Here is a 20,225-nt window from a genome sequence, read left to right as displayed (position 1 = left end):
TATAGAAGCAAGTCCTGAATGAAAAGAAATCAAAATGATGTCTCAAAATCGAAAAAACAGTGCTTATTTTTAAAAGATAGGAACAAAAATAATTGATATAATAATAGTAGAAAAAGGGAGGGGACTTAACATGAATAAAAGAAAAAAAATAACAGTAGCTTTATTAACCGTTTCTATGGCGATAGGACTTGCAGGCTGTGGGAGCTCAAAAGATGGAGGGGGTACCATACAATCTAACGCAGCAAGTAATAAAAAATATGATAAAATCGTTTATTCGTATGCCACTTTTAACAATATTCCAGATTCGGATACGCTTGATACGGTGGAGGAGGCTATTAATACCATAACACGTGAAAAAATCGGTGTTGAAGTAGAGTTAATGCCTGTATCTATCTTTGATTATTCCTCAAATATTAGTCTTGGTCTGCAGGGGGGAGATCAAATTGATGTATTCCAGAGCATAGGAGATTTCAATACCTGTGTTTCTAGCAATATGGCATATAATTTAACAGATATTATTGATAGCAATGCTCCAGAGGCTAAGGCATTAATTGGGGATGAATTCCTTAAGTCATGTACCAAAGATGGAAGTTTATATGCGATTCCAACGTATAAACCATATGCGATTACACCCATGATTATTTATAGACAAGACATTGCAGATGAACTGGGAATTGATATGACGCAGGTAAAGAATATTTATGAATTAACAGATATATTAAAACAGGTGAAAGCAAAATATCCGGATATGACCCCTTTGATTCCGGCACAATCAGGGGATTCCGGCATGGGTAGAACCTTAGCAGATGTAGATTATTTAACAGATGATTTGTTTGCACCAAAAGGAGTCTTGCTTGGTGATGATACAACAGTAACAGATCTTTATCATACAGAAGAATTTGCTAATCTTTGTGATCTGACAAGAACCTGGTATAACGAAAACTTAATCATGCGGGATGCAGCCACTACAACCAGTACAGCTACTGAATTAATGTCATCGGGCAATAGCTTTTGTTACATTGCTTCTTATAGTTATCCAGAAGAAGATACAGCGGCATCTTTAGCGGCGCAATGTGGAAATATGGATTTGGGAGCAGTACAAATTGGAGAAGCATACTTAGGAACAGATTCGATCAATTCTGTGAGCTGGATGGTATCATCTACATCAAAAGCTCCTGAGGCAGCTTTAAAATTTATGAATCTAACTTTTACAGATGAGGAAATCGTAAATCTTTTGATTTATGGAATAGAAGGAAGAGATTATGTAAAAGATGCAGACGGTTATGTGTCATATCCAGAAGGGAAAGACGCCGCATCTGTGCCATATACGGCTCAGTTAAGTTGCGGTACATTAGGAAACTATTTCATCATGTATCCTATGATTGGAACAAACAAAGAGTCACTTGCATGGGAGGAAGCACAAAACGTAGAAGCAAAGACATCACCAGCAATGGGATTCACCTTTGATTCTAGTGAAGTTAAGACAGAATATACTGCAGTAAGCAATATAATCAGTCAATATTTGCCTGGATTGTCTTGTGGCAGTGTGGATCCAGCGACTGTACTTCCTGAATTTGTAGAGAAGTTAAATGCATCCGGTTACGAAAAAATTCTCAATGCAAAGCAAGAACAGTTAGACAAATGGGTGGCTAGTAAATAGGATATAGGAGGAACCAATGAAAGCTTTAAGTAAGAAAAAATATACGGGAACCACGAAAAGTGGTCCCCTTCTCCTGATCGCTTTACCAGGAATATTATACTTAATTATCAACAATTATATCCCGATGTTTGGAATCTTCCTTGCGTTTAAAGAGTATGACTTTGTAAAGGGAATATTTGGAAGTAAATGGAGTGGATTTAAGAATTTCAAATATTTATTTAGTCAGGATGCATATATCATAACGAGAAATACCCTTCTTTATAATTTGGCTTTTATTGTGATCGGTACCATAGCAGCTATATTCATAGCCGTAATATTATGTGAGCTTGGAGAAAAAGCCAGAGTGAAATTTTTTCAGTCTGCATTACTTTTGCCAAACGTATTGTCCTGGGTTGTTATCGGATTTATCGGATATGCTTTTTTGAATTCAGATACAGGATTTATTAACAATACAATCTTTCGATTGCTTGGGCAGGACCCAGTGGCCTGGTATACAACAAAAAAGTATTGGCCTGTAATTTTAATTATAGTTTATTTGTGGAAAAATGCAGGATATAGCTCAATTATTTATATGGCAAGCATATCTGGAATCGACAAGAGTATATTTGAAGCCGCCAAAATTGATGGAGCCACAAAAATTCAGCAGATTAAAAATATTACATTGCCATTACTGAAACCAACGATCGTTATTTTGACTTTAATGTCGGTGGGACGAATTTTCTATTCCGATTTTGGCTTGTTTTACCAGGTGCCAATGGATTCGGGTGCACTCTATGATGTTACGCAGACGATTGATACCTATGTATATCATGGTCTAATGGAATTGAATGATGTTGGCATGTCTGCAGCAGCTGGATTATACCAGTCAGTCATTGGATTTATACTAGTTATTTCGGCAAATACCATTGTTCGTAAAATCGACAGTGACAATGCATTGTTCTAGGAGGGTGCTATGAAAAATATGTCAGATGAAATAAAATTCAATAGGTTGGGAACGGTGTTTCTTACCATATTAGCAATCATAGCATTAATGCCTATTATAATGATTGTAATCGCATCCTTTTCCGATGAAAAGGCCCTTTTAGCCAACGGATATTCCTATTTTCCGAAGGCGTGGAGTTTAGATGCCTATTACTATATGTTCAATCAAGGTAAAACCATAGTTCGAGCCTACGGCATCTCTCTATTTGTTACCATAACTGGAACCGTTGGAAGCGTGCTAGTAACAGCCATGTTAGCTTATCCAATGTCTAGAAAAAACTTTAAGTATAAAAACGTATTATCCTTTTTTGTATTTTTAACCATGCTATTTAATGGTGGTATTGTAGCATCTTATATGATGTGGTCAAATATATTTCATATTAAAAATACGGTTTGGGCGCTTATATTTCCCAACTACTTTGTAACTGCTTTTAACGTATTTTTAGTTCGAAATTTTTACTCCAACAATATTCCAGAGGCATTAATTGAATCCGCACAAATTGACGGAGCAACAGAACTTAGAATCTTTTGGAGAATCATTTTACCATTGTCTGTGCCTACTGTGGCAACGATTAGTTTATTCACAGGTTTGTGCTATTGGAATGACTGGGTGAATGGTTTGTACTATATTAGAGATGCAAAGTTTTTTGGCATACAGAACCTGTTAATTAAAATAATGAATAATATTGAATTTTTAAAATCAGGTTCTTCAAATCTATTAGGGACTGGCAATATGAATTTACCTGGATCTTCCGTTCGGATGGCAATGGCAGTCATTGGCATATTACCAATTCTATTCATTTATCCATTTGTACAAAAATACTTTATAAAAGGTGTAGTAATTGGTGCAGTAAAAGGTTAGTTATTTGGGCATGCATTCATTGGAATGACATGCCTTTCTTAAAAGAAAGTTAAAAGGAAGGAAAAAAGATGAACGTTCAGCAAGTAATTGATGAAATGATTAAAAAGACAGGATTAGTACCACTACCTTATGAAAAAACCTGTGATCACTTAATGACAGGTGAGTTTGATACGGAAGTAACAAAAATAGTAACTACATTTATGGCAACTGTAGATGTAATAAGAGAAGCGATTCAGATTGGAGCAAATTTTATTATTACACATGAACCAACTTGGTTTACAGGTGCAGATGGGATAGAGTGGTTAGAAAATGACCCAATTTACTTAGAGAAGAAAAAGTTAATTGAAGAACATCACATAGCAATATGGAGATTTCATGATCATATGCATATGGGAGCGGAAGATGGAATATACCGAGGGTTTAATATAGAAACAAAATGGGAGCAATATAGAAGTGCAGGTGCACCGGGTATGGAGCATTTTGGAGAATGCTATCAGATTCCCAAAACATCCTTAGGTGAACTATGTGGATTTTTTAAAGAAACACTCCAAATGGATGTCATCCAAATAGTTGGGAATGCAGATATGCCAATTGAAAGAGTCGGTGTTTTGGTGGGGGGAGGAAGTCTTGGACTTGGAGTGGAAGAACGCCCGATGAAATTAATGCATGAGAGCAATTTAGATTTGCTTGTTTGTGGTGATATTACAGAATGGACCATTAGTGCTTATGTAAGAGATGCGGCGTCTCTTGGTTTTAATAAAGCGATGCTTGTCTTAGGACATGAAAAAAGCGAAGAGATGGGAATGAAATACTTAGGAGACTGGATGAAAGATATTACGGGATCGATAGAGATACAATTTATTGATTCAAAAGAGCCATTTACTTATCTATGAGAAGGAGTTAGTTATATGGAATGGAAAACAGCTTGGAGTTATCTTCCGATTAATTATAATACTACAATTGGTACCGTAGAGAAAATGACGCAACGGACCTATATACAAAATAACTTAAGTGGTAAAAAGATAAAAATAAAATTTTCCAATCTGTACTCGAATGAAACATTGGTACTGGAAAAAGTGGTAGTAGGACAAAGAAAGCCAAATGATGAACAAATCGAAGAAGTGATTGATATTACCCATCAGGGTAACAATCGAATTGTGATAGAAGCAGGACAAGAATTTTATAGCGATGAAATATTGTGGAATATAGAGGCAAAGACGGAGTTTGTTATATCTATATATTTGAGAGAAAAAACCAATATTCAGTCTGCATGCTCTACTTGGTCTGCGAAGGGCTGGCATACGGTATACGGCGTGAATGGAGATTATACTTATGAACAGCAGTTTACTGAAAAAGAAAGTAAGGAAATCTATCCCTATGTGGACGCAGATGCAAACAAGGCCAATATCTTGGTTGGAGTTTCTGAAATAAAGCTTTATACCGATAAGAAAGTTAAGATGGTTGCTCTCTTTGGAGATTCTATTACACATATGTCTTATTATAGTGATGCATTGATACAACGAGTTTATCCATTGCTTTCAGGAAAAATAACCATTTTAAATCGTGGAATTGGCGGGAATCGCATTTTAAATGATGCAACCTATGTTTCTGATATGCCCGGGAATGGAAAATGCTTTGGGACAGCGGCTATTAAAAGGTTTGAAAAAGATGTATATGAAAGTGATTGTCCAGAATCCGTAATCATATTAGAAGGAATCAATGATATGCTGCATCCCTATTTGTTTGGCAACGAGGAAGAGATTGTTACAGCAAAAGAATTGCAGTCAGGAATTGAAAGATTAATTCAAGTTGCCCATAAAAAAGGAAGTAAGGTATATCTTGGAACGGTAATGCCATTTCGGGATATTGCTTTGGAATGGTTACCTGAAAGTGAAAAGGTAAGGCTTGCATTCAATGAGTGGATAAGGAATCAGCAAATTGCAGATGGGGTAGTTGATTTTGCGAAACAGATAGAGAAAAAAGAAAATCCGGAATATATGAGAGAAGACCTTCACATTGGCGATGGGCTCCATCCAAATTGGGAAGGCGGTATCGTAATGGCAGAGTCGATTCCAATGGAATATATTTTGGAAGGAGTAGAATGAAAATAGTTCAATTGGTTTTTCCAGAGGGAAAAAGAAAAGCATTTACTTTAAGCTATGACGATGGTGTAAGGCAGGATGAGCGGTTACTTAGGCTGATGAAAAAGTATGGGATTAAGGGCACCTTTAATTTGAATTCAGATCTGTTGGGAATCAGGGAACGAGCAGTGATTGACAATTATGATACAGATATTTCGAAATTCGAGAAACAAGAAATTAAAAATATCTATCAAGGACAAGAAATAGCCGCCCATGCACTTACTCATATGAAGCTTACTGATATTTCATCTCAAACGGCAGCATACCAGATTTTAAAAGACAGAAAAAATTTAGAACAAATAACAGGAGACTTTGTACAGGGATTTGCTTATCCCTTTGGATGTTATGATAGTAAAGTCGTTCAGGTATTAGAGAATTGTGGAATTGAATATGCAAGAACGGTTGAGCGAACTGGAAGACTCGAATTACCAAAGGATTTTCTGACGTGGCACCCTACCTGTCACCACAATGATTTAGACTTCATGTATCTAATAGAAAAGTTTACAAGTCAAGAGGGGTTATTTGGAGAACCACAATTATTTTATCTATGGGGACATGCGTATGAATTTGACCAGAAAGATAATTGGAATGTTATAGAGGAGGCATTTTCCTATATGGATCCGTTCAGAGACAAAATATGGAGGGCGACCAATAGAGAAATATGTAATTATGTGACGCAATTTCAGAGACTAAAATTTTCCGCAGATGGGAATTTCATATACAATCCAACTGCGTATGATTTATGGTTATCGATAGATGATGAAGTCTATTGCATTGCTTCAGGACAGAAATTAATAACTAATTCGAATGAATAAAAATGAATAGAATAAAATAGAAAGGAATTAAGATATGGCACAAATTCAAGTGAATTATTTTTCAGGAGCTTTAATGAAGATTACAACAGTTCAAGTGATTTTACCAAATGATTTGCTGCCTATTATGGTAGAGGGAAATGAGCATTATAAAAGAGAAACAAAGACACTTTATTTACTGCATGGTTTTTCAGGTGGTGCAATGGATTGGCTGTCAGGAAGTCAAGTACAGGAAATAGCAATAAGATATAATTTAGCAATCGTTATGCCATCAGGAGACAATAGCTTTTATCTGGATGCAAAAGGAACAGGCAGAGCTTATGGTCGTTTGGTTGGAGAAGAATTGGTCAATTATATAGCTAAGACTTTTGGATTATCAAATAGAAAAGAAGACATTTATATTGGTGGTTTATCTATGGGTGGATTTGGAGCAATTCATACTGGATTTAAGTATAATAATACATTTGCAAAGGTGTTTGCTCTGTCTTCCGCTCTTATTATTAATAATATTAAAAATAAAGAACCAGGTTATCAGGATGCCATTGCAGACTATGATTACTATAATTTAATATTTGGTGAATTGAAGCAACTAGAGGATAGTGAAAATAACCCGGAATTCTTAGTGAAAAAAATTCTTAAAGAAGGCAAACAACTTCCACCTCTTTTTATGGCTTGTGGTACAGAGGACTTTTTATTACAGGAAAATCGAAGTTTTCATGAATTCTTAGTAAAAGAAAAGGTTGATGTAGCCTATCAGGAAAGTACAGGAATTCATGATTGGAAATTCTGGAATGAGTATCTAGAACCAGCGATTAAGTGGATGTTGAACTAGTAATTTAGGTTAAATAAATAAACAATATAATAGAGGGAAATAAAGATGAGTGAAATAAAGAATACAGGATCTTTTAAAGCACCAGAACTGAAAGAAGGAATCCCACATGGAGATATGCCAGGGGACAAGGTAAACATTGGAGAAGAACATATTAAAAAAGCGGGTGTTATTTTTCCGGAATTATTAAAGTTATTACCAGACATATTAGAAAAAAATGCAGCTCACCGTGGAGTTATTACGGTATGTGGTGGGTCAGGGGTAGGTAAATCAGAAATTGCGTCATTGATTTCTTATTATTTTACCTCCATAGGAGTGGAGAGTTACACACTGTCAGGAGATAATTACCCACATAGAATACCTAAGTATAATGATGCGGAGCGTCTGCGTATATTTCGTGAAAGTGGCATTCAGAGTATGCTAGAAGATAGGGTTTATAGGAAAGAAAGATTTCAGATAATTCAGGATTTGCAAAAAGCAGGTGATGACGCTAATCCCATTTATATAGAAAAGTGGCCATGGTTCGCTTCTTATATTGATGGTGGAAAAAAGGGTCTGCAAAAATACCTTGGAACTCCAAAAGAAATTGGATTTGATCAGTTAAGTTCAATTGTTTCTGATTTTAAAAATGGAGAAAATGAGATTTGGTTAAAGCGAATGGGTAGAGAAGAAACAGAATTGTGGTATGATAAGGTAGATTTCAGTAAAACAAGTATTTTAGTGATTGAATGGACACATGGAAACAGCGATTATTATCAAGGGGTGGATATACCAATCCTATTAAATAGCACTCCGCAGGAAACACTGGCGCATCGAACAGCTCGTAACCGAGATGGAAAAACGGATAGTGCATTTACAACAAGGATCTTAGAAATTGAACAGTCAATGCTTGAAAGTCAGGCTCATAAAGCAAAGATTATTATTGCAAAACAAGGCGGATTATTGAATTATGATCAGTATGACGCTTTGATGAGGCAGGCAAAGGAGCAGGAAAATGAATAGAGAGATGGATGTAATAGCAAATAATGGACCGATGTTAAATGCTTATCCAGACAGCATAGGTGGAACATTAGAAGATATTGTCTGGTTTTTAAAGCAGCCTGAGCTTAAGAATGCTTTTTCATCTTTCTATATTCTTCCAAGTATTTTTAATACAGATTTGGATCGTGGATTTTCGGTAATTGATTATAGTTTAAATGAATTATTTGTAAAAAACGATGAATTAAAAGCATTAGAAGAATTAAATATTGATTTAAAGTTAGATTTTATTCTAAATCATGCTTCTGTCTTATCAAAACAGTTTCAAGATATTTTGAGACATGGAGAAAACTCCAAATATAAAGATTTTTTTATTAACTGGAATAAATTTTGGGAAGGTCATGGCAAGATGACGGAGGAGGGGTACATACAACCGTATCCAGAGCTAATTAAGAATATGTTTTTTCGTAAATCGGGATTGCCTATTCTAATGGTACGTATGCCAGACGGCACAAATGTACCTTATTGGAATACATTTTATCAAGAGATTCAATATCCAAACGTGGATGCACAAGACATCATGAGGGTAACGAACATTCAATATACATCAGCTGACACATTGGCAAAGATTGTAAATGCATCCATAGAAGACGGGGAAAAACTCTTTGAGATACCATTTGGTATTTATGAAAAATACAAAAAAGAAGTCATTGAATTATTAGAATCGAACAGAAAATATCTTGGTCAAATGGATTTAAATATCAAGTCTCCATTGGTATGGGAATTTTATGATGAAACATTAAAAACTTTGGCTGGATATGGAGCCAAAATAGTTCGATTGGATGCATTTGCATATGCACCGAAAGAAGCAGGAGAGAAAAATTTCTTAAATGAGCCAGGAACCTGGGAGGTATTAGAAAAAGTAAAAGGCTTGGCGGATCAATATAATTTGACACTTCTTCCTGAAATTCATGCAAGCTATGAAGCGAAAACTTATGAACATTTAGCTCAAAAAGGGTACATGACTTATGATTTCTTCCTCCCAGGATTAATCATTGATGCACTCGAGAGTAAAAATGGAGAACTGTTGGCTTCCTGGGCATTGGAATTACAGGAAAAGGAGATACGCGTTGTCAATATGCTTGGATGTCATGATGGAATACCGCTCTTAGACCTAAAAGGAATGATTCCTGAGGAACGAATTGATGTTTTAATGAAAACCATTGTTGACCGGAATGGTTATATAAAAAATCTCCATGGGCAGAAGAATGTGTATTATCAGGTAAATGCAACTTACTACAGTGCATTGGGGGAAGACGATAAAAAGATGTTGTTGGCTCGTGCATTGCAGCTGTTTATGCCAGGGAAGCCGCAGGTATGGTATCTTGATCTTTTTGCAGGTATAAATGATATAGAAGGAATGAAAAAAGCTGGAGCAGGCGGACATAAAGAAATTAATCGTACCAACCTGACAAAAGAACAGATACAAGAGAAAATGAAAACAGATGTAGTACAAAAACAAATTGCTATGTTAAATTTTAGAACTACATTTCCTGCCTTTTCCTTTGATTCTCATATGGAAGTAAAAAGCGATAAACAGAAGTTAGAATTTATCTGGAAAAAAGATGGTTATACTGCGTATCTAAAAGCAGATTTAGATACGGTTTCATTACAGATGGCAGGGGAAGACAAAGAAGGGAATTGTATATTTGAATTATCGATCTAGAAGTTGATCAAATTTGGCAATATAAAACGATAAAGGAATTTGATATTCTGACTAAGTTTAGAATATCAGTTCCTTTTTTGGTGCAAAGATTTTGACACTTTATTTTGATATTGCGTTGATGAACGGATAATAAGATTGGGAAGGGTTACAAATGATTGAACTTGAAGAGCCGGATTTTTGATTTTCTGCAATAATATGGATGCTGCCTGTTTTCCCATTTCATGAACATCTATGTCAATAACAGTCAGAGGAGGATCTATGAGCTGCGAAAGAGGATAATCGTCAAAAGTAATAAGTCCCATATCCTTTGGTATTATTAATTGGTGTTTTTCTGCGGCACGAACGGCTCCCATTGCAATCTGATTGTTTTCACAGATAACGGCATCGGGAAGAGTGGGTTGACATAACAGTTCCTCCATCATTAAAAATCCGCTTTCTTTTGTATAGGTGCCGTATTTTATATATTCATCTTGTATCGTGAGACGATTTATATTCATATAGGATAAAAAGCCTTGAAGGCGGTGCCTTGAAATTTCATCACTTTTAGGGCCACCTATAAATGCGATTTGTAAATAGCCACATTCCTCTAGATATTCCATTGCCATTTGTCCGGATACTCGGTTGTTGGTATCAATCCAGCAAGAGGAACTGGCAAATGGAGGTCTTCCGATAATAATGTGCGGAAAATTGTTTTTTACTAAGAAATCAACCAATAGTCTAGAGGTGGCAGAGCCATGTACCAAAATACCATCAGCAGTATTACATCCTACAATTTTCTTCACTGCTTCATAAGCATCTTGAGTATCAGAAACACCCATGAAGGGCAAATTATAGTTTTTATTCCGAATTACATTTTGTGCACCGCATAGTATTTCAAACATGTGAGGATTATAAAATGCAGTATGTAATTCAGTAACAGCAAGAAAGATAATGTTACCAGAACGCTTATATTTGAAATTACTGGCTTGTGCATTTGGATGATAATTGAGACGTTTCATTACCTCTTTTACATGCTGAGTGGTACATTCTGAAATGTAAGGTTTGTTGTTTAGTATTTTAGAAACCGTAGCCGTGGAAACACCGGCTTCTCTGGCAACATCTTTTATTGTTACAGCCATAGCAATCCCCTTTCTTTTGAATCGTATTAGTATAGTATAACGTTTACTTAAAAAAATCAAGCAATATGTATAAAAAAACTTTGCTATTTGGGTATGTATTGTTATAATTTACTTATAAATACCGGTGTTTTATGAAAATAGTAAATTGAAATAGCATTTGTAGAAAAGAGAGGGGCAAGATAGTGAAAAAATTATTAAAATGTAGGATAAGCTTTGTACTTTGTTTGTTTATGATAGTATCGTTTTTCCCTTTAATGAAGGTGAATGCATCTGAAAGTCTTCAGGGAGAGTCAATTTATCAAATTATGGTTGACCGTTTTTATGATGGGGATAAAACGAATAATGCAACAGGCGATGCTTTTCGCTATGCAGAGAATTCACAAGAAGATTTTCGTTATATGCATGGCGGGGACTGGCAAGGAATCATAGATAAGATTTCTTACATTAAGGATATGGGATATACGGCAATTTGGATTTCACCAGTCTCAGATCCCCAGCTTTTTGGAATACCTGATTCCACTGGCAAGCAGTGGCCAACTGCCTATCACGGATATAATGTATTTGATCCGAATCGTGCTAACCGCTATTTTGGCTCGAAAGATCCACAAGACAGCAAGGATAAGCTAAAGGAATTAGTAGAGGTTTGCCACGATAATGGAATTAAGGTTATTTTTGATATTGTTCCCAATCATGTAGGAGATTACCTTCAGGGAATAGGAGGCAATGCTCATTATACCAATGGCACAGGATTAAAAGAGGGCACACAATTGCAGCCGGCGGCGCCGTTTAATAATGTCTCATGGTATCACAATAAAGGAGATATCAATTTTGACAAAGAGCATCCTCATACGTCTTCAAGTATACAGATGCTTGAAGATCATGATTTGGGTGGTTTGGATGATATTGACTTTGATAATAAGGATGCCAAGCGTGCAATGTTTGATTCAATTAAAAACTGGATTACCTATACAGGGGCAGACGCTGCCAGAGTTGACGCAGCAAAATGCATGAAACCTTCCGATATTCATGAATTACAGGAATACCTGGGGGTTGCAACGTTTGGCGAAAATTTTGATATGCATGTGGACTTTATAAAGAATTGGGTTGGAGATAACGCTGAAACAGGAATGCTTGATTTTCCACTGTTTCAGGCAATTGTAAATGATTTTGCATATGGAAAGAATTTTAACAATACATCAGAAATATCAATTCAATCCATTTTAGCTCAAGATCATCTTTACGGAACTCATCTGAATGATATGGTTACCTTTATTGACAATCACGATCGGAATCGTTTTCTAACAGAAGCAGGGGGAGATGTTGATAAACTACAGAATGCATTGACTTTTATTTTTGCATCAAGAGGGACTCCGGTCGTATTCCAGGGGACGGAGCAAAACAGAGGAAATGCGAATGGTCAGGGAATCAATGGAATTGCAGATACTTGGAATCGTTGGTCGATGGTGACTAAGGATAATAACGGCAATGTATTAAAAGACTATTTTAATACATCGACTGATACATATCAGCTTATTCGGACTTTGAATGAACTTCGTGGAAAATTTGAAGCACTAAGTTTTGGAACACAGCGTGAAATGTGGACCTCAATGCATACCTATGTTTTTTCAAGAAGAATGGACAGCAAAGAAAATGAGGGGCAAGAACTAATTTGTGCGTTTCATAATTCCAAAGGAACAGATACCGAAACAATGTCGTTACGTGCCGAAAGCACGATTACGGCAGGAACTACTTTAGTAAATGTAATGAATCCGAATGATAAAATAACAGTATCGCAAGATAAGAAAGTTACAATAACACTAAACGGAGACACTTCTAAAATATATGCGGTTGATGAAGAAGCAGATAAGACAATTCCAGTGACCATTCATATTCGCAATGCGTCTACTGACTGGGGACAAAGTATTTATATTCTAGGAAACTGCGGGGAACTTGGAAACTGGAATCCAAGTAAAGCGGCAGGGCCGGCAGTCTGCCCTAATTATCCTGAGTGGAATTTGACCGTATATCTTCCGGCAGGACAGAAAATAGAATTTAAGGCGGTCAAGAAGAATGCGGCTGGTAATGTCATATGGCAAAGCGGTGAAAACCATAGCTATACGGTACCATTATCAGATTCAGGAAACGTAAGTATTGATTGGTAAAAGATTCATAAAATAGTCTCATTATTTTGAATGGAGGATATGGGATATGAAAAAGAAGATGGCACTGATTTTGTGTGTTGCAATGGCTGCCATGTGTTTTGCAGGATGCAGTAAGAATACGGAAAGTTCTGTAACAAAGCGGGAAAATACGGAATCATTAACGACAATCCGTATTTGGCATGATGGAGATAAGGCAATCATACAGATGATGGAAAATCGTATGAATGAGGCTTTAAGTGATGATGGGATCACCGTTAAATTTGAGCAAAAAAGTGGCTTGACAGATCAGATTAAACTATATGGAAGTGATGAGGCAAACGGTCCGGATATGTATATGTATGCTCATGACTCACTTGGAATGTTTGTTGAAATGGGAGCTTTGGCACCAATCACCGATGTTATTGACGAAACCGTTTATACGGATATGCTTCCCATGACACGGAAAGCAGGGAATTATAAAGATTCCCAGTATCTTATGCCTGTCTATTTTGAAACACTGATTTTTATTTATAATAAGGATTTGTGGGAGGGAGAAGTGCCTTCTACCACAGAAGAACTTTATTCCTATATGAAAAGCCATACAGATACCACTGCAGGAACCTATGCTTTAGTGAACCAACATTCAACTGCATATAATGTAGCTCCCTTTATTAATGGATTTGGGGGATTTATTATAAATGAGCAGGCTAAGGCAGGGTTAAGTGACGAAAAAACCAAGGAGGCAATTGAATATAATAAGAAGTTTGCAGAATTAGAAGCAGACGGGGACTACAATACGGTAAATGCCCTTTTTAATGAAGGAAAAGCTGCAGCAATTATTGGAGGACCATGGCTAATATCAGGAGTGAAAGCTGCTAAAATCAATTATGGAATAAAATCCTTATCTGATTTTATGCTTCCAAACGGAAATACACTGGTACCATATTCAGGCGTGCAGGGAATCGGTGTTATGAAGCATGCAGCAAAAAGCAAAAAAGATGCAGTAGCAAAGGTGCTGGAAGTAATTGCAAATCCGCAGCTTGGAATTGATCTGGCAGAAAATTCAGGATGTGCGCCGGCGAATCAAAAATCTTACAGTAATACAGCTGTAGCAAATGATGAAATGATAGCTGCAATGAGGAGGACTGCTGATACTGCAGAGCCAATGCCGAATATTCCACAAATGAGTGTAATGTGGGGGCCAACAGAATCACTTCTTGCAGCAGTAAACAAATCAGGCAAAGATTTAAGCACTGCTGCTGCAGAATATCAAAAGGAAGCAGAAACTGCAATAGCGGATATGCAGTAAAGTTAGGAGCAGTCAGTTTATGAAAAACAAAAATAAATTTCTTCCATGGGGATATAGTTTTCCCTCTATTTTATTAATTGGTTTGATTGTGGTCTTTCCGATTATTTATACCATATATATTTCGTTTACGAATATGAATCTGTACCATTGGACGGACTATGAATTCATAGCATTCGATAATTACAGACGTGCATTAACTAAATTAGATACAGGATTTATGTCAGCATTATTTACTACAATCATATGGACGGTATTAAATATGGTTATTCAGATTCTGGCTGCGTACTTGATTGCATTGGGATTAAATGTAAAAGGACTTAAAATGGCAAGGCTATACAAGACATTGCTGATGTTTCCTTGGGCGATGCCGGCATACGTGTCAATTTTATTATGGAGAGTCGTGATGTATAATCCGCAGTATGGCTTATTAAATAAAATGCTTTCCGCATTGGGATTATCTAAAGTGGATTTTTTGTCAGAAAACATTCCGGCTTTTCTTTCCTGTATGGTATTGAACTTGTGGATGGCGCTTCCATTTCTTATTGTGATGATGGATGGTGCATTACAGAGTGTGGATATTAGCTATTATGAAAGTGCAAGATTAGATGGAGCTGGATGGTTGGCACAAAACTTATTCATAACAATCCCTTCTATTAAGCCTATTTTAGCACCTTCGATTATTATGACAACCTTTACCACTTTTAAACAGTTTGATATTATCTATTTATTGACGATGCAAAAAGGTTCTCTTACAGGAGCAACCCTGCAAACCGTTATTACATATGTTCACCAAAAAGCGTTTGTATCGAATAATTATGGGCTTTCATCGGCTGTTTCTATTGTGATATTTGGATTTATTATTTTATTTTCTCTATTTATTAATCGTGGGATTAGGAAGGAAAATGTATGAAGAAAAAAACAATAAAACGCATAGCCGGTTTGAATATTTTAAATATATTTTTTATAGTGCTATGTTTTATTACCTTGATTCCTATTTTATATGCTTTTCTGCTTTCCATAAGCAATGAAAGTACAGCATTTGGAACAGGATTCCTTTTACCGAAGCATCCTACCCTGAAAAATTATGGAGCAATTCTCTTTGAAGAGCCTTTTTTAGTATGGCTTAAGAATTCTGTGGTTCTTAGTCTGGGAACAATGATACTTGCAATGGGAACTTCGGTGACAGCGTCATATGCATTTTCTCGTTTTCGGTTTAGGGGAAGGAATGAAATGTTAAAGCTTTTATTAATACTAAATGCCTTCCCGCAGATTTTATCCATGTTTGCTATTTTTCGATTATTTAAAAATATGAATCTTTTAAATAATTACATCGGATTAATCCTGATTTATGCAGGAAGCATGTGCATATTCAGCATTTGGAACATGAAAGGATATTTTGATACCATACCAATTGAAATTGAAGAATCAGCAAGAATTGATGGAGGGAGTTCTGGTCAGATTATTTGGAAAATTATTTTACCACTTGCCAGACCGTCCATTATCGTGACTGCGGTTATGGTGTTGATTTTTGTATGGAATGAGTATCTTTTTGCAACTACATTTATAATGAATGAGGAAAACTATACCCTTGCAGGTGGGCTTTATCAGCTTCAAGCGAATGATTATAGCAGAAGCTGGTCGTTATTTTCGGCCGCCGCAATATTAGTTTCAATACCTATTTTGATTGTATTTTTTTCTATACAAAAATACATGGTATCAGGACTGACAGCAGGAGGAGTAAAAGGATGAGGATAAACAATATGAAAATAAATCGAGAAGCAGTCTTGCATATACCTTTATCAAATTACGCATTTGCCAATTCTGAAAATAGATTGACCATAAGAATACGCACGCAAAAAGACAATATCTCAGCGTGTACCTTATACTATGGTGATAGGGCTTGTACTACTACGCCCGTTGTTTTTGACGAAGTTTTGATGGCAATAAAAGCAAAGGACGAATATTTTGACTATTATGAAGCAACTTTTGAAACGCCGTTTCCGCGTGTTTGCTATTATTTTAAATTACATAATAAAGGAGAGTGGATATACTATTACTCAGAACGTTTTACGAAGGAGCTTGCTGATATTTATTTTGAAGGGGATATTTTGGAAGGAAGAAGTGAGTATTATCAATACCCTTACATATTGAAAGAAGAGATACTAGATGTTCCGAAATGGTTTAAAAAGGCAGTTGTGTATAATATATTTCCTGATAGTTTTGCAAGTGGGAAATATAACCCACCCGAACAGCCCAAGGAAGTGGTTTTAGAAAATGAAAAGGTATGTAAATCAAGATTAGGGGGAAAGCTGAAAGGAATCTTTGAAAATCTGGATTATATCCAGGCACTTGGCTTTAACTGTATTTATCTTAATCCGATATTTGCAGCAGGTGAATACCACAAGTATGATACAATTGATTATTATCATATTGATCCTTGTTTTGGAACAAATGAGGAATTTAAAAGCTTAGTGGAAGAACTTCACAAAAGAGAAATGAAGATCATTATTGATGGAGTTTTTAACCATTGCAGCTGGGAGTTTTTTGCCTTTGAAGATGTAATGGAAAAGGGAGAAGAATCGAAGTATCTAGATTGGTTTTATAAATTAGAGCTTCCGCTTCGCCGGCCGCAGTCAGAAAAGGAAAAACCGGATTATGCCTGCTTTGCTTATGAGCGCAAGATGCCAAAACTAAATACTTCAAATGAAGGGGTACAAAAATATTTTGCCAATGTAGGCGCTTATTGGATTCGTGAGTACAAATTGGATGGATGGCGATTAGATGTAGCGAATGAAATTGACCGGAATTTTTGGAGGAAGTTCAGAGAGTCAGTGAAAAGAGAAAATAAAGAAGCAATACTCATTGGGGAAGTGTGGGAGAATGCAGAAAGCTGGCTTCGCGGAGATGCTTTTGATTCTACAATGAATTATGAATTTAGAAGAATTTGCCGTGATTATATAATTGGTGATCATAAAAATGCTTTAATTGCGGCTCAACAGCTGGAACAAATGAGGCTTCGATATCCCACCAATCTTGTAAACGGACAGTTGAATCTTTTGGATAGCCATGATGTACCCAGATTTTTATCGATTTGTAAGGGGGATCAAAGAAAATGGAAGCTGGCTTTTATTTTGCTTATGCTGTTTCCGGGAGTTCCTAGCTTATTTTACGGGGATGAACAGGCAATGTGCGGAATTAAGGAAAATGAATATAGGAGTCCCATGATATGGAAACAAAATTCGCAGTTATGTGAATTTGTGCAAAACATGATAGAGATAAGGAAGGAGTATATAGAGGAAAGTACTTCCTATGAAGTATTATGGCAAGATACCGATGAACAAGTGTTTACCTTTGTGAGAGAAGGAAGGAAAGGGAGGTTATTCGTAAGTCTGAATATTACAGAGACCAGTCAGGAATGGAAAAGGGAAGAGGGAAAAATGATTCTCGCCTCCTCAAAAAATAAAGAGCTTCTTGAAGCGATGGGGTATAAAATATATCTTATTTAGTTCTTTGGTATTACTATTGTTTGGATATTGTAAAAGCATAGCCGCGCCCTTTCCTTATCGTTCGGGGGGAGTAAAGAGTAATAATCCCTATGTTAATTTTTATTGGGATTATTATTCATTCCAGGCCCCACGCCAATAAACCCCATAGACATAACAGCCATAAGGCACAAGATGAAAATTGCTAAAAAGATTCCTCCGGTTATCAATGTTTTCTTATAAATGGATCTTTTTTTGTATTTTAAAATAGCACCAGCTATAAAGAAAATAATGCTTATTATTATTGATATCAAAGGTAAGTATGCAAAACCTATATAGACAACTAAATTGAACTTAGTCATAACCAATCCTCCAAATATAGTATCCTTGTATTTTAAAATGTAAGCAGGGTTTATTATAATTGTTGAAATACCACCATAATTTTCCTAGTAGGGATTAAGCGTCTCATAAATTGATATTGTCAGGATTAAAAATAAATTACAGAGGCCAGATCCGGATGTCCCTGAAATTTGTTATATAATATTTTCTAAACAAGTTATATAATATTTTCTAAACAAGATATTGACAATGTATGGAGGATGATATAATATTAAAGTACAAATAGTTTGACGTAAGGAGTAATTGAGATGCCAAAAGGAAAATATGAGTTGTCATTGACAAAAAGAGAATTGGATGTAATGAAAATACTTTGGGAAAGTAAGAAGCCACTGGTCGCTTCAGAAATCACAAAAATAGATGAATCGTTGAATATAAACACGGTACAGTCTGTAATACGGAAACTTTTAAGTAAGGATTATATCAAGGTCGCAGATATTGTATATAGTGGCACTGTTTTGTCAAGAAGCTACGCTCCGACTATATCCAAAAAAGAGTTGATGATTCAGCAATTTGTAGGTCAATTCAAAAAGAATGAGGATAAGATTCCCATTCCCAGCCTTGTAACGACATTATTAAAACACGAAAAGAATGAAAGAGAAGTTATCGAGCAATTAGAAACCGTATTAGAAGAGAGGAAGAAAACACTAAATCAAGAGGGGGAATAGTATGGTAGCGTCTATTTCTTCATTAATTACCATCACTTTGATCAGTAATTTATCCATTGTGGCAGTATGGATTTTCTTGAGGAATCACAAGAGAATCCATCAGATAAGCATCAGCTTATTGCTGTTGGGGGTTTTTCTTATTTATATTCGGTTAATGGTACCGTTTGAATTTACATTTCAGCAGACGATTTTTGTGAAACATTTATTGCCAAGTTTGTTGCCTTTTTTCTATCATCCAATCCATCATTTTCATAGATTTACTGTATATGTGTACCATGTGATTCTGATTATATGGATGGTAGGAATTGTTTGCTTCGGATTTAGGACAACCTTGGCTTATATAAAATTCAAAAGATTGCTAGACGAAGAAGCTTGCGTGAATGATGGTGTGATTACGTACATAATAAAGGATATAGAAGACGGATATGGAATTTCTTCCAAGATTCGTGTAGTTCAGACAGATATCATCTCGGTACCGTTGGTTTTCGGCTTATTTAAACCGAAAATCATCTTGCCCCAGATGGAACTAACCCAAAAGGAATTGCATTCTATTATCTTGCATGAAGTCACACATTATTACCATCACGATCTATGGATAAAATTATTAGTTGAAATAATTAGTGTGATTTATTGGTGGAATCCCTTGTTGTACATATTAAAGCAACAGATTGACAAGGTTCTCGAAATACGAGTGGATTTAAAGGCTACTAAGTTTATGACAGAATCTGATCAGTTGGAATATTTAGAGTGCCTTTTGAAAATTGCAAAGAATAGTGCGCCCCCACAGGTCAGTGATTTTTCACTTGCGTTTGACAGCAGGAACGTATCGGTCTTATCGCAACGGTTTCATATTGTGTTAAACCATGATCTCAAACGAAAATTTGGAATCAAAGGATGTTTCTTTGCAATGGTGATTATGTCTGTCTTTTTGTTTTCCTCATTCGTAGTCATAGAACCATATGCCGTTGATCCTGAAGTTCAGCATGAAACCATAGAACTGAAAGATCAAAAATCGTATTTGCTTGTAGATCACCATGGGGGGTATGATCTATATATTAATCACAGGTATTTTGGCAAGGTTAAGGGAATGTAAGAGTCCTATTCTAATCTGCCTATTTATAA

At 35.9% G+C, this 20,225-nt stretch carries 18 protein-coding genes; 16 read left to right on the top strand and 2 right to left on the bottom strand.

What is annotated here, in order from left to right:
• Window positions 1–130: 130 nt before the first annotated feature.
• The 9 genes from EFT72_RS07770 (at window position 131) to EFT72_RS07730 (ending at window position 9,989) form a co-directional block, all read left to right on the top strand.
• Window positions 131–1,660: an ABC transporter substrate-binding protein gene (locus EFT72_RS07770; RefSeq protein ID WP_124066343.1), complete on the top strand. Its 1,530-nt coding sequence runs from the start codon at window positions 131–133 to the stop codon at window positions 1,658–1,660.
• Window positions 1,661–1,676: 16 nt separating this feature from the next.
• Window positions 1,677–2,603 (top strand): ABC transporter permease subunit, encoded by a 927-nt coding sequence (locus EFT72_RS07765; RefSeq protein ID WP_124066342.1) that lies wholly within the window; start codon window positions 1,677–1,679, stop codon window positions 2,601–2,603.
• A 9-nt stretch (window positions 2,604–2,612) separates the two neighbouring features.
• Window positions 2,613–3,503 carry a carbohydrate ABC transporter permease gene (locus tag EFT72_RS07760; RefSeq protein ID WP_124066341.1) on the top strand — a complete coding sequence of 297 codons (891 nt, stop codon included), beginning with the start codon at window positions 2,613–2,615 and terminating at the stop codon, window positions 3,501–3,503.
• 68 nt (window positions 3,504–3,571) lie between these two features.
• Window positions 3,572–4,396, top strand: coding sequence for a Nif3-like dinuclear metal center hexameric protein (locus EFT72_RS07755; RefSeq protein WP_124066340.1), 825 nt, complete (start codon window positions 3,572–3,574; stop codon window positions 4,394–4,396).
• Window positions 4,397–4,411: 15 nt separating this feature from the next.
• On the top strand, window positions 4,412–5,608 hold the full coding sequence (locus EFT72_RS07750) for a GDSL-type esterase/lipase family protein (RefSeq protein ID WP_124066339.1): 1,197 nt from the start codon (window positions 4,412–4,414) through the stop codon (window positions 5,606–5,608).
• A complete protein-coding gene (locus EFT72_RS07745) occupies window positions 5,605–6,459 on the top strand; it encodes a polysaccharide deacetylase family protein (protein ID WP_124066338.1) in 855 nt (284 codons plus the stop codon). The genes EFT72_RS07750 and EFT72_RS07745 overlap by 4 nt, the downstream gene beginning before the upstream one ends.
• 34 nt (window positions 6,460–6,493) lie before the next feature.
• Complete coding sequence (locus tag EFT72_RS07740) at window positions 6,494–7,288, top strand: alpha/beta hydrolase-fold protein (protein WP_124066337.1); 795 nt, start codon at window positions 6,494–6,496, stop codon at window positions 7,286–7,288.
• A gap of 45 nt (window positions 7,289–7,333) precedes the next feature.
• On the top strand, window positions 7,334–8,287 hold the full coding sequence (locus tag EFT72_RS07735) for an adenylylsulfate kinase (protein WP_124066336.1): 954 nt from the start codon (window positions 7,334–7,336) through the stop codon (window positions 8,285–8,287).
• Entirely contained in the window at window positions 8,280–9,989 is a 1,710-nt protein-coding gene (locus tag EFT72_RS07730; RefSeq protein WP_206426618.1) for a glycosidase, read from the top strand. The genes EFT72_RS07735 and EFT72_RS07730 overlap by 8 nt, the downstream gene beginning before the upstream one ends.
• A 65-nt stretch (window positions 9,990–10,054) precedes the next feature.
• On the opposite strand, the gene EFT72_RS07725 is transcribed toward EFT72_RS07730, so the two are convergent.
• Window positions 10,055–11,107 (bottom strand): LacI family DNA-binding transcriptional regulator, encoded by a 1,053-nt coding sequence (locus EFT72_RS07725; RefSeq protein ID WP_124066335.1) that lies wholly within the window; start codon window positions 11,105–11,107, stop codon window positions 10,055–10,057.
• Window positions 11,108–11,289: 182 nt separating this feature from the next.
• Between EFT72_RS07725 and EFT72_RS07720 the strand changes: the two genes are divergently transcribed.
• Genes EFT72_RS07720 through EFT72_RS07700 form a run of 5 tightly spaced genes read left to right on the top strand, consistent with a single transcriptional unit; the run spans window position 11,290 to window position 18,063 of the window.
• Complete coding sequence (locus EFT72_RS07720; RefSeq protein ID WP_206426617.1) at window positions 11,290–13,269, top strand: alpha-amylase family glycosyl hydrolase; 1,980 nt, start codon at window positions 11,290–11,292, stop codon at window positions 13,267–13,269.
• 46 nt (window positions 13,270–13,315) lie between these two features.
• Window positions 13,316–14,557, top strand: a complete 1,242-nt coding sequence (locus EFT72_RS07715) for an extracellular solute-binding protein (RefSeq protein WP_124066334.1) — start codon at window positions 13,316–13,318, stop codon at window positions 14,555–14,557.
• A 19-nt stretch (window positions 14,558–14,576) separates the two neighbouring features.
• A complete protein-coding gene (locus EFT72_RS07710) occupies window positions 14,577–15,467 on the top strand; it encodes a sugar ABC transporter permease (protein ID WP_124066333.1) in 891 nt (296 codons plus the stop codon).
• Window positions 15,464–16,306: a sugar ABC transporter permease gene (locus EFT72_RS07705; RefSeq protein ID WP_124066332.1), complete on the top strand. Its 843-nt coding sequence runs from the start codon at window positions 15,464–15,466 to the stop codon at window positions 16,304–16,306. The genes EFT72_RS07710 and EFT72_RS07705 overlap by 4 nt, the downstream gene beginning before the upstream one ends.
• The gene (locus tag EFT72_RS07700; RefSeq protein WP_124066331.1) at window positions 16,303–18,063 is read left to right on the top strand and encodes a glycoside hydrolase family 13 protein; all 1,761 of its coding nucleotides are present in this window, start codon (window positions 16,303–16,305) and stop codon (window positions 18,061–18,063) included. The genes EFT72_RS07705 and EFT72_RS07700 overlap by 4 nt, the downstream gene beginning before the upstream one ends.
• A gap of 92 nt (window positions 18,064–18,155) precedes the next feature.
• On the opposite strand, the gene EFT72_RS07695 is transcribed toward EFT72_RS07700, so the two are convergent.
• Window positions 18,156–18,401, bottom strand: coding sequence for a hypothetical protein (locus tag EFT72_RS07695; protein WP_124066330.1), 246 nt, complete (start codon window positions 18,399–18,401; stop codon window positions 18,156–18,158).
• Between the two features lie 285 nt (window positions 18,402–18,686).
• Between EFT72_RS07695 and EFT72_RS07690 the strand changes: the two genes are divergently transcribed.
• Together EFT72_RS07690 and EFT72_RS07685 are read left to right on the top strand one after the other, a co-directional pair.
• A complete protein-coding gene (locus tag EFT72_RS07690; RefSeq protein ID WP_124066329.1) occupies window positions 18,687–19,103 on the top strand; it encodes a BlaI/MecI/CopY family transcriptional regulator in 417 nt (138 codons plus the stop codon).
• Between the two features lies 1 nt (window position 19,104).
• Window positions 19,105–20,196 carry a M56 family metallopeptidase gene (locus EFT72_RS07685; protein WP_124066328.1) on the top strand — a complete coding sequence of 364 codons (1,092 nt, stop codon included), beginning with the start codon at window positions 19,105–19,107 and terminating at the stop codon, window positions 20,194–20,196.
• Window positions 20,197–20,225: the final 29 nt, after the last annotated feature.

The organism is Clostridium sp. E02 (genome assembly GCF_003833015.1).
In the GTDB taxonomy this organism is placed as follows: Bacteria; Bacillota; Clostridia; order Lachnospirales; family Lachnospiraceae; genus Lacrimispora.
Note: the sequence above shows the minus strand (reverse complement) of the source record. Positions and strands in the feature narration are given on the sequence as shown.

Coding starts and splice junctions, on each gene's coding strand:
- EFT72_RS07740 (WP_124066337.1), top strand. CDS start 6,494: ATGGCACAAATTCAAGTGAATTATTTTTCAGGAGCTTTAATGAAGATT.
- EFT72_RS07750 (WP_124066339.1), top strand. CDS start 4,412: ATGGAATGGAAAACAGCTTGGAGTTATCTTCCGATTAATTATAATACT.
- EFT72_RS07725 (WP_124066335.1), bottom strand. CDS start 11,107: ATGGCTGTAACAATAAAAGATGTTGCCAGAGAAGCCGGTGTTTCCACG.
- EFT72_RS07685 (WP_124066328.1), top strand. CDS start 19,105: ATGGTAGCGTCTATTTCTTCATTAATTACCATCACTTTGATCAGTAAT.
- EFT72_RS07695 (WP_124066330.1), bottom strand. CDS start 18,401: ATGACTAAGTTCAATTTAGTTGTCTATATAGGTTTTGCATACTTACCT.
- EFT72_RS07755 (WP_124066340.1), top strand. CDS start 3,572: ATGAACGTTCAGCAAGTAATTGATGAAATGATTAAAAAGACAGGATTA.
- EFT72_RS07735 (WP_124066336.1), top strand. CDS start 7,334: ATGAGTGAAATAAAGAATACAGGATCTTTTAAAGCACCAGAACTGAAA.
- EFT72_RS07745 (WP_124066338.1), top strand. CDS start 5,605: ATGAAAATAGTTCAATTGGTTTTTCCAGAGGGAAAAAGAAAAGCATTT.
- EFT72_RS07770 (WP_124066343.1), top strand. CDS start 131: ATGAATAAAAGAAAAAAAATAACAGTAGCTTTATTAACCGTTTCTATG.
- EFT72_RS07700 (WP_124066331.1), top strand. CDS start 16,303: ATGAGGATAAACAATATGAAAATAAATCGAGAAGCAGTCTTGCATATA.
- EFT72_RS07690 (WP_124066329.1), top strand. CDS start 18,687: ATGCCAAAAGGAAAATATGAGTTGTCATTGACAAAAAGAGAATTGGAT.
- EFT72_RS07710 (WP_124066333.1), top strand. CDS start 14,577: ATGAAAAACAAAAATAAATTTCTTCCATGGGGATATAGTTTTCCCTCT.
- EFT72_RS07730 (WP_206426618.1), top strand. CDS start 8,280: ATGAATAGAGAGATGGATGTAATAGCAAATAATGGACCGATGTTAAAT.
- EFT72_RS07765 (WP_124066342.1), top strand. CDS start 1,677: ATGAAAGCTTTAAGTAAGAAAAAATATACGGGAACCACGAAAAGTGGT.
- EFT72_RS07705 (WP_124066332.1), top strand. CDS start 15,464: ATGAAGAAAAAAACAATAAAACGCATAGCCGGTTTGAATATTTTAAAT.
- EFT72_RS07760 (WP_124066341.1), top strand. CDS start 2,613: ATGAAAAATATGTCAGATGAAATAAAATTCAATAGGTTGGGAACGGTG.
- EFT72_RS07715 (WP_124066334.1), top strand. CDS start 13,316: ATGAAAAAGAAGATGGCACTGATTTTGTGTGTTGCAATGGCTGCCATG.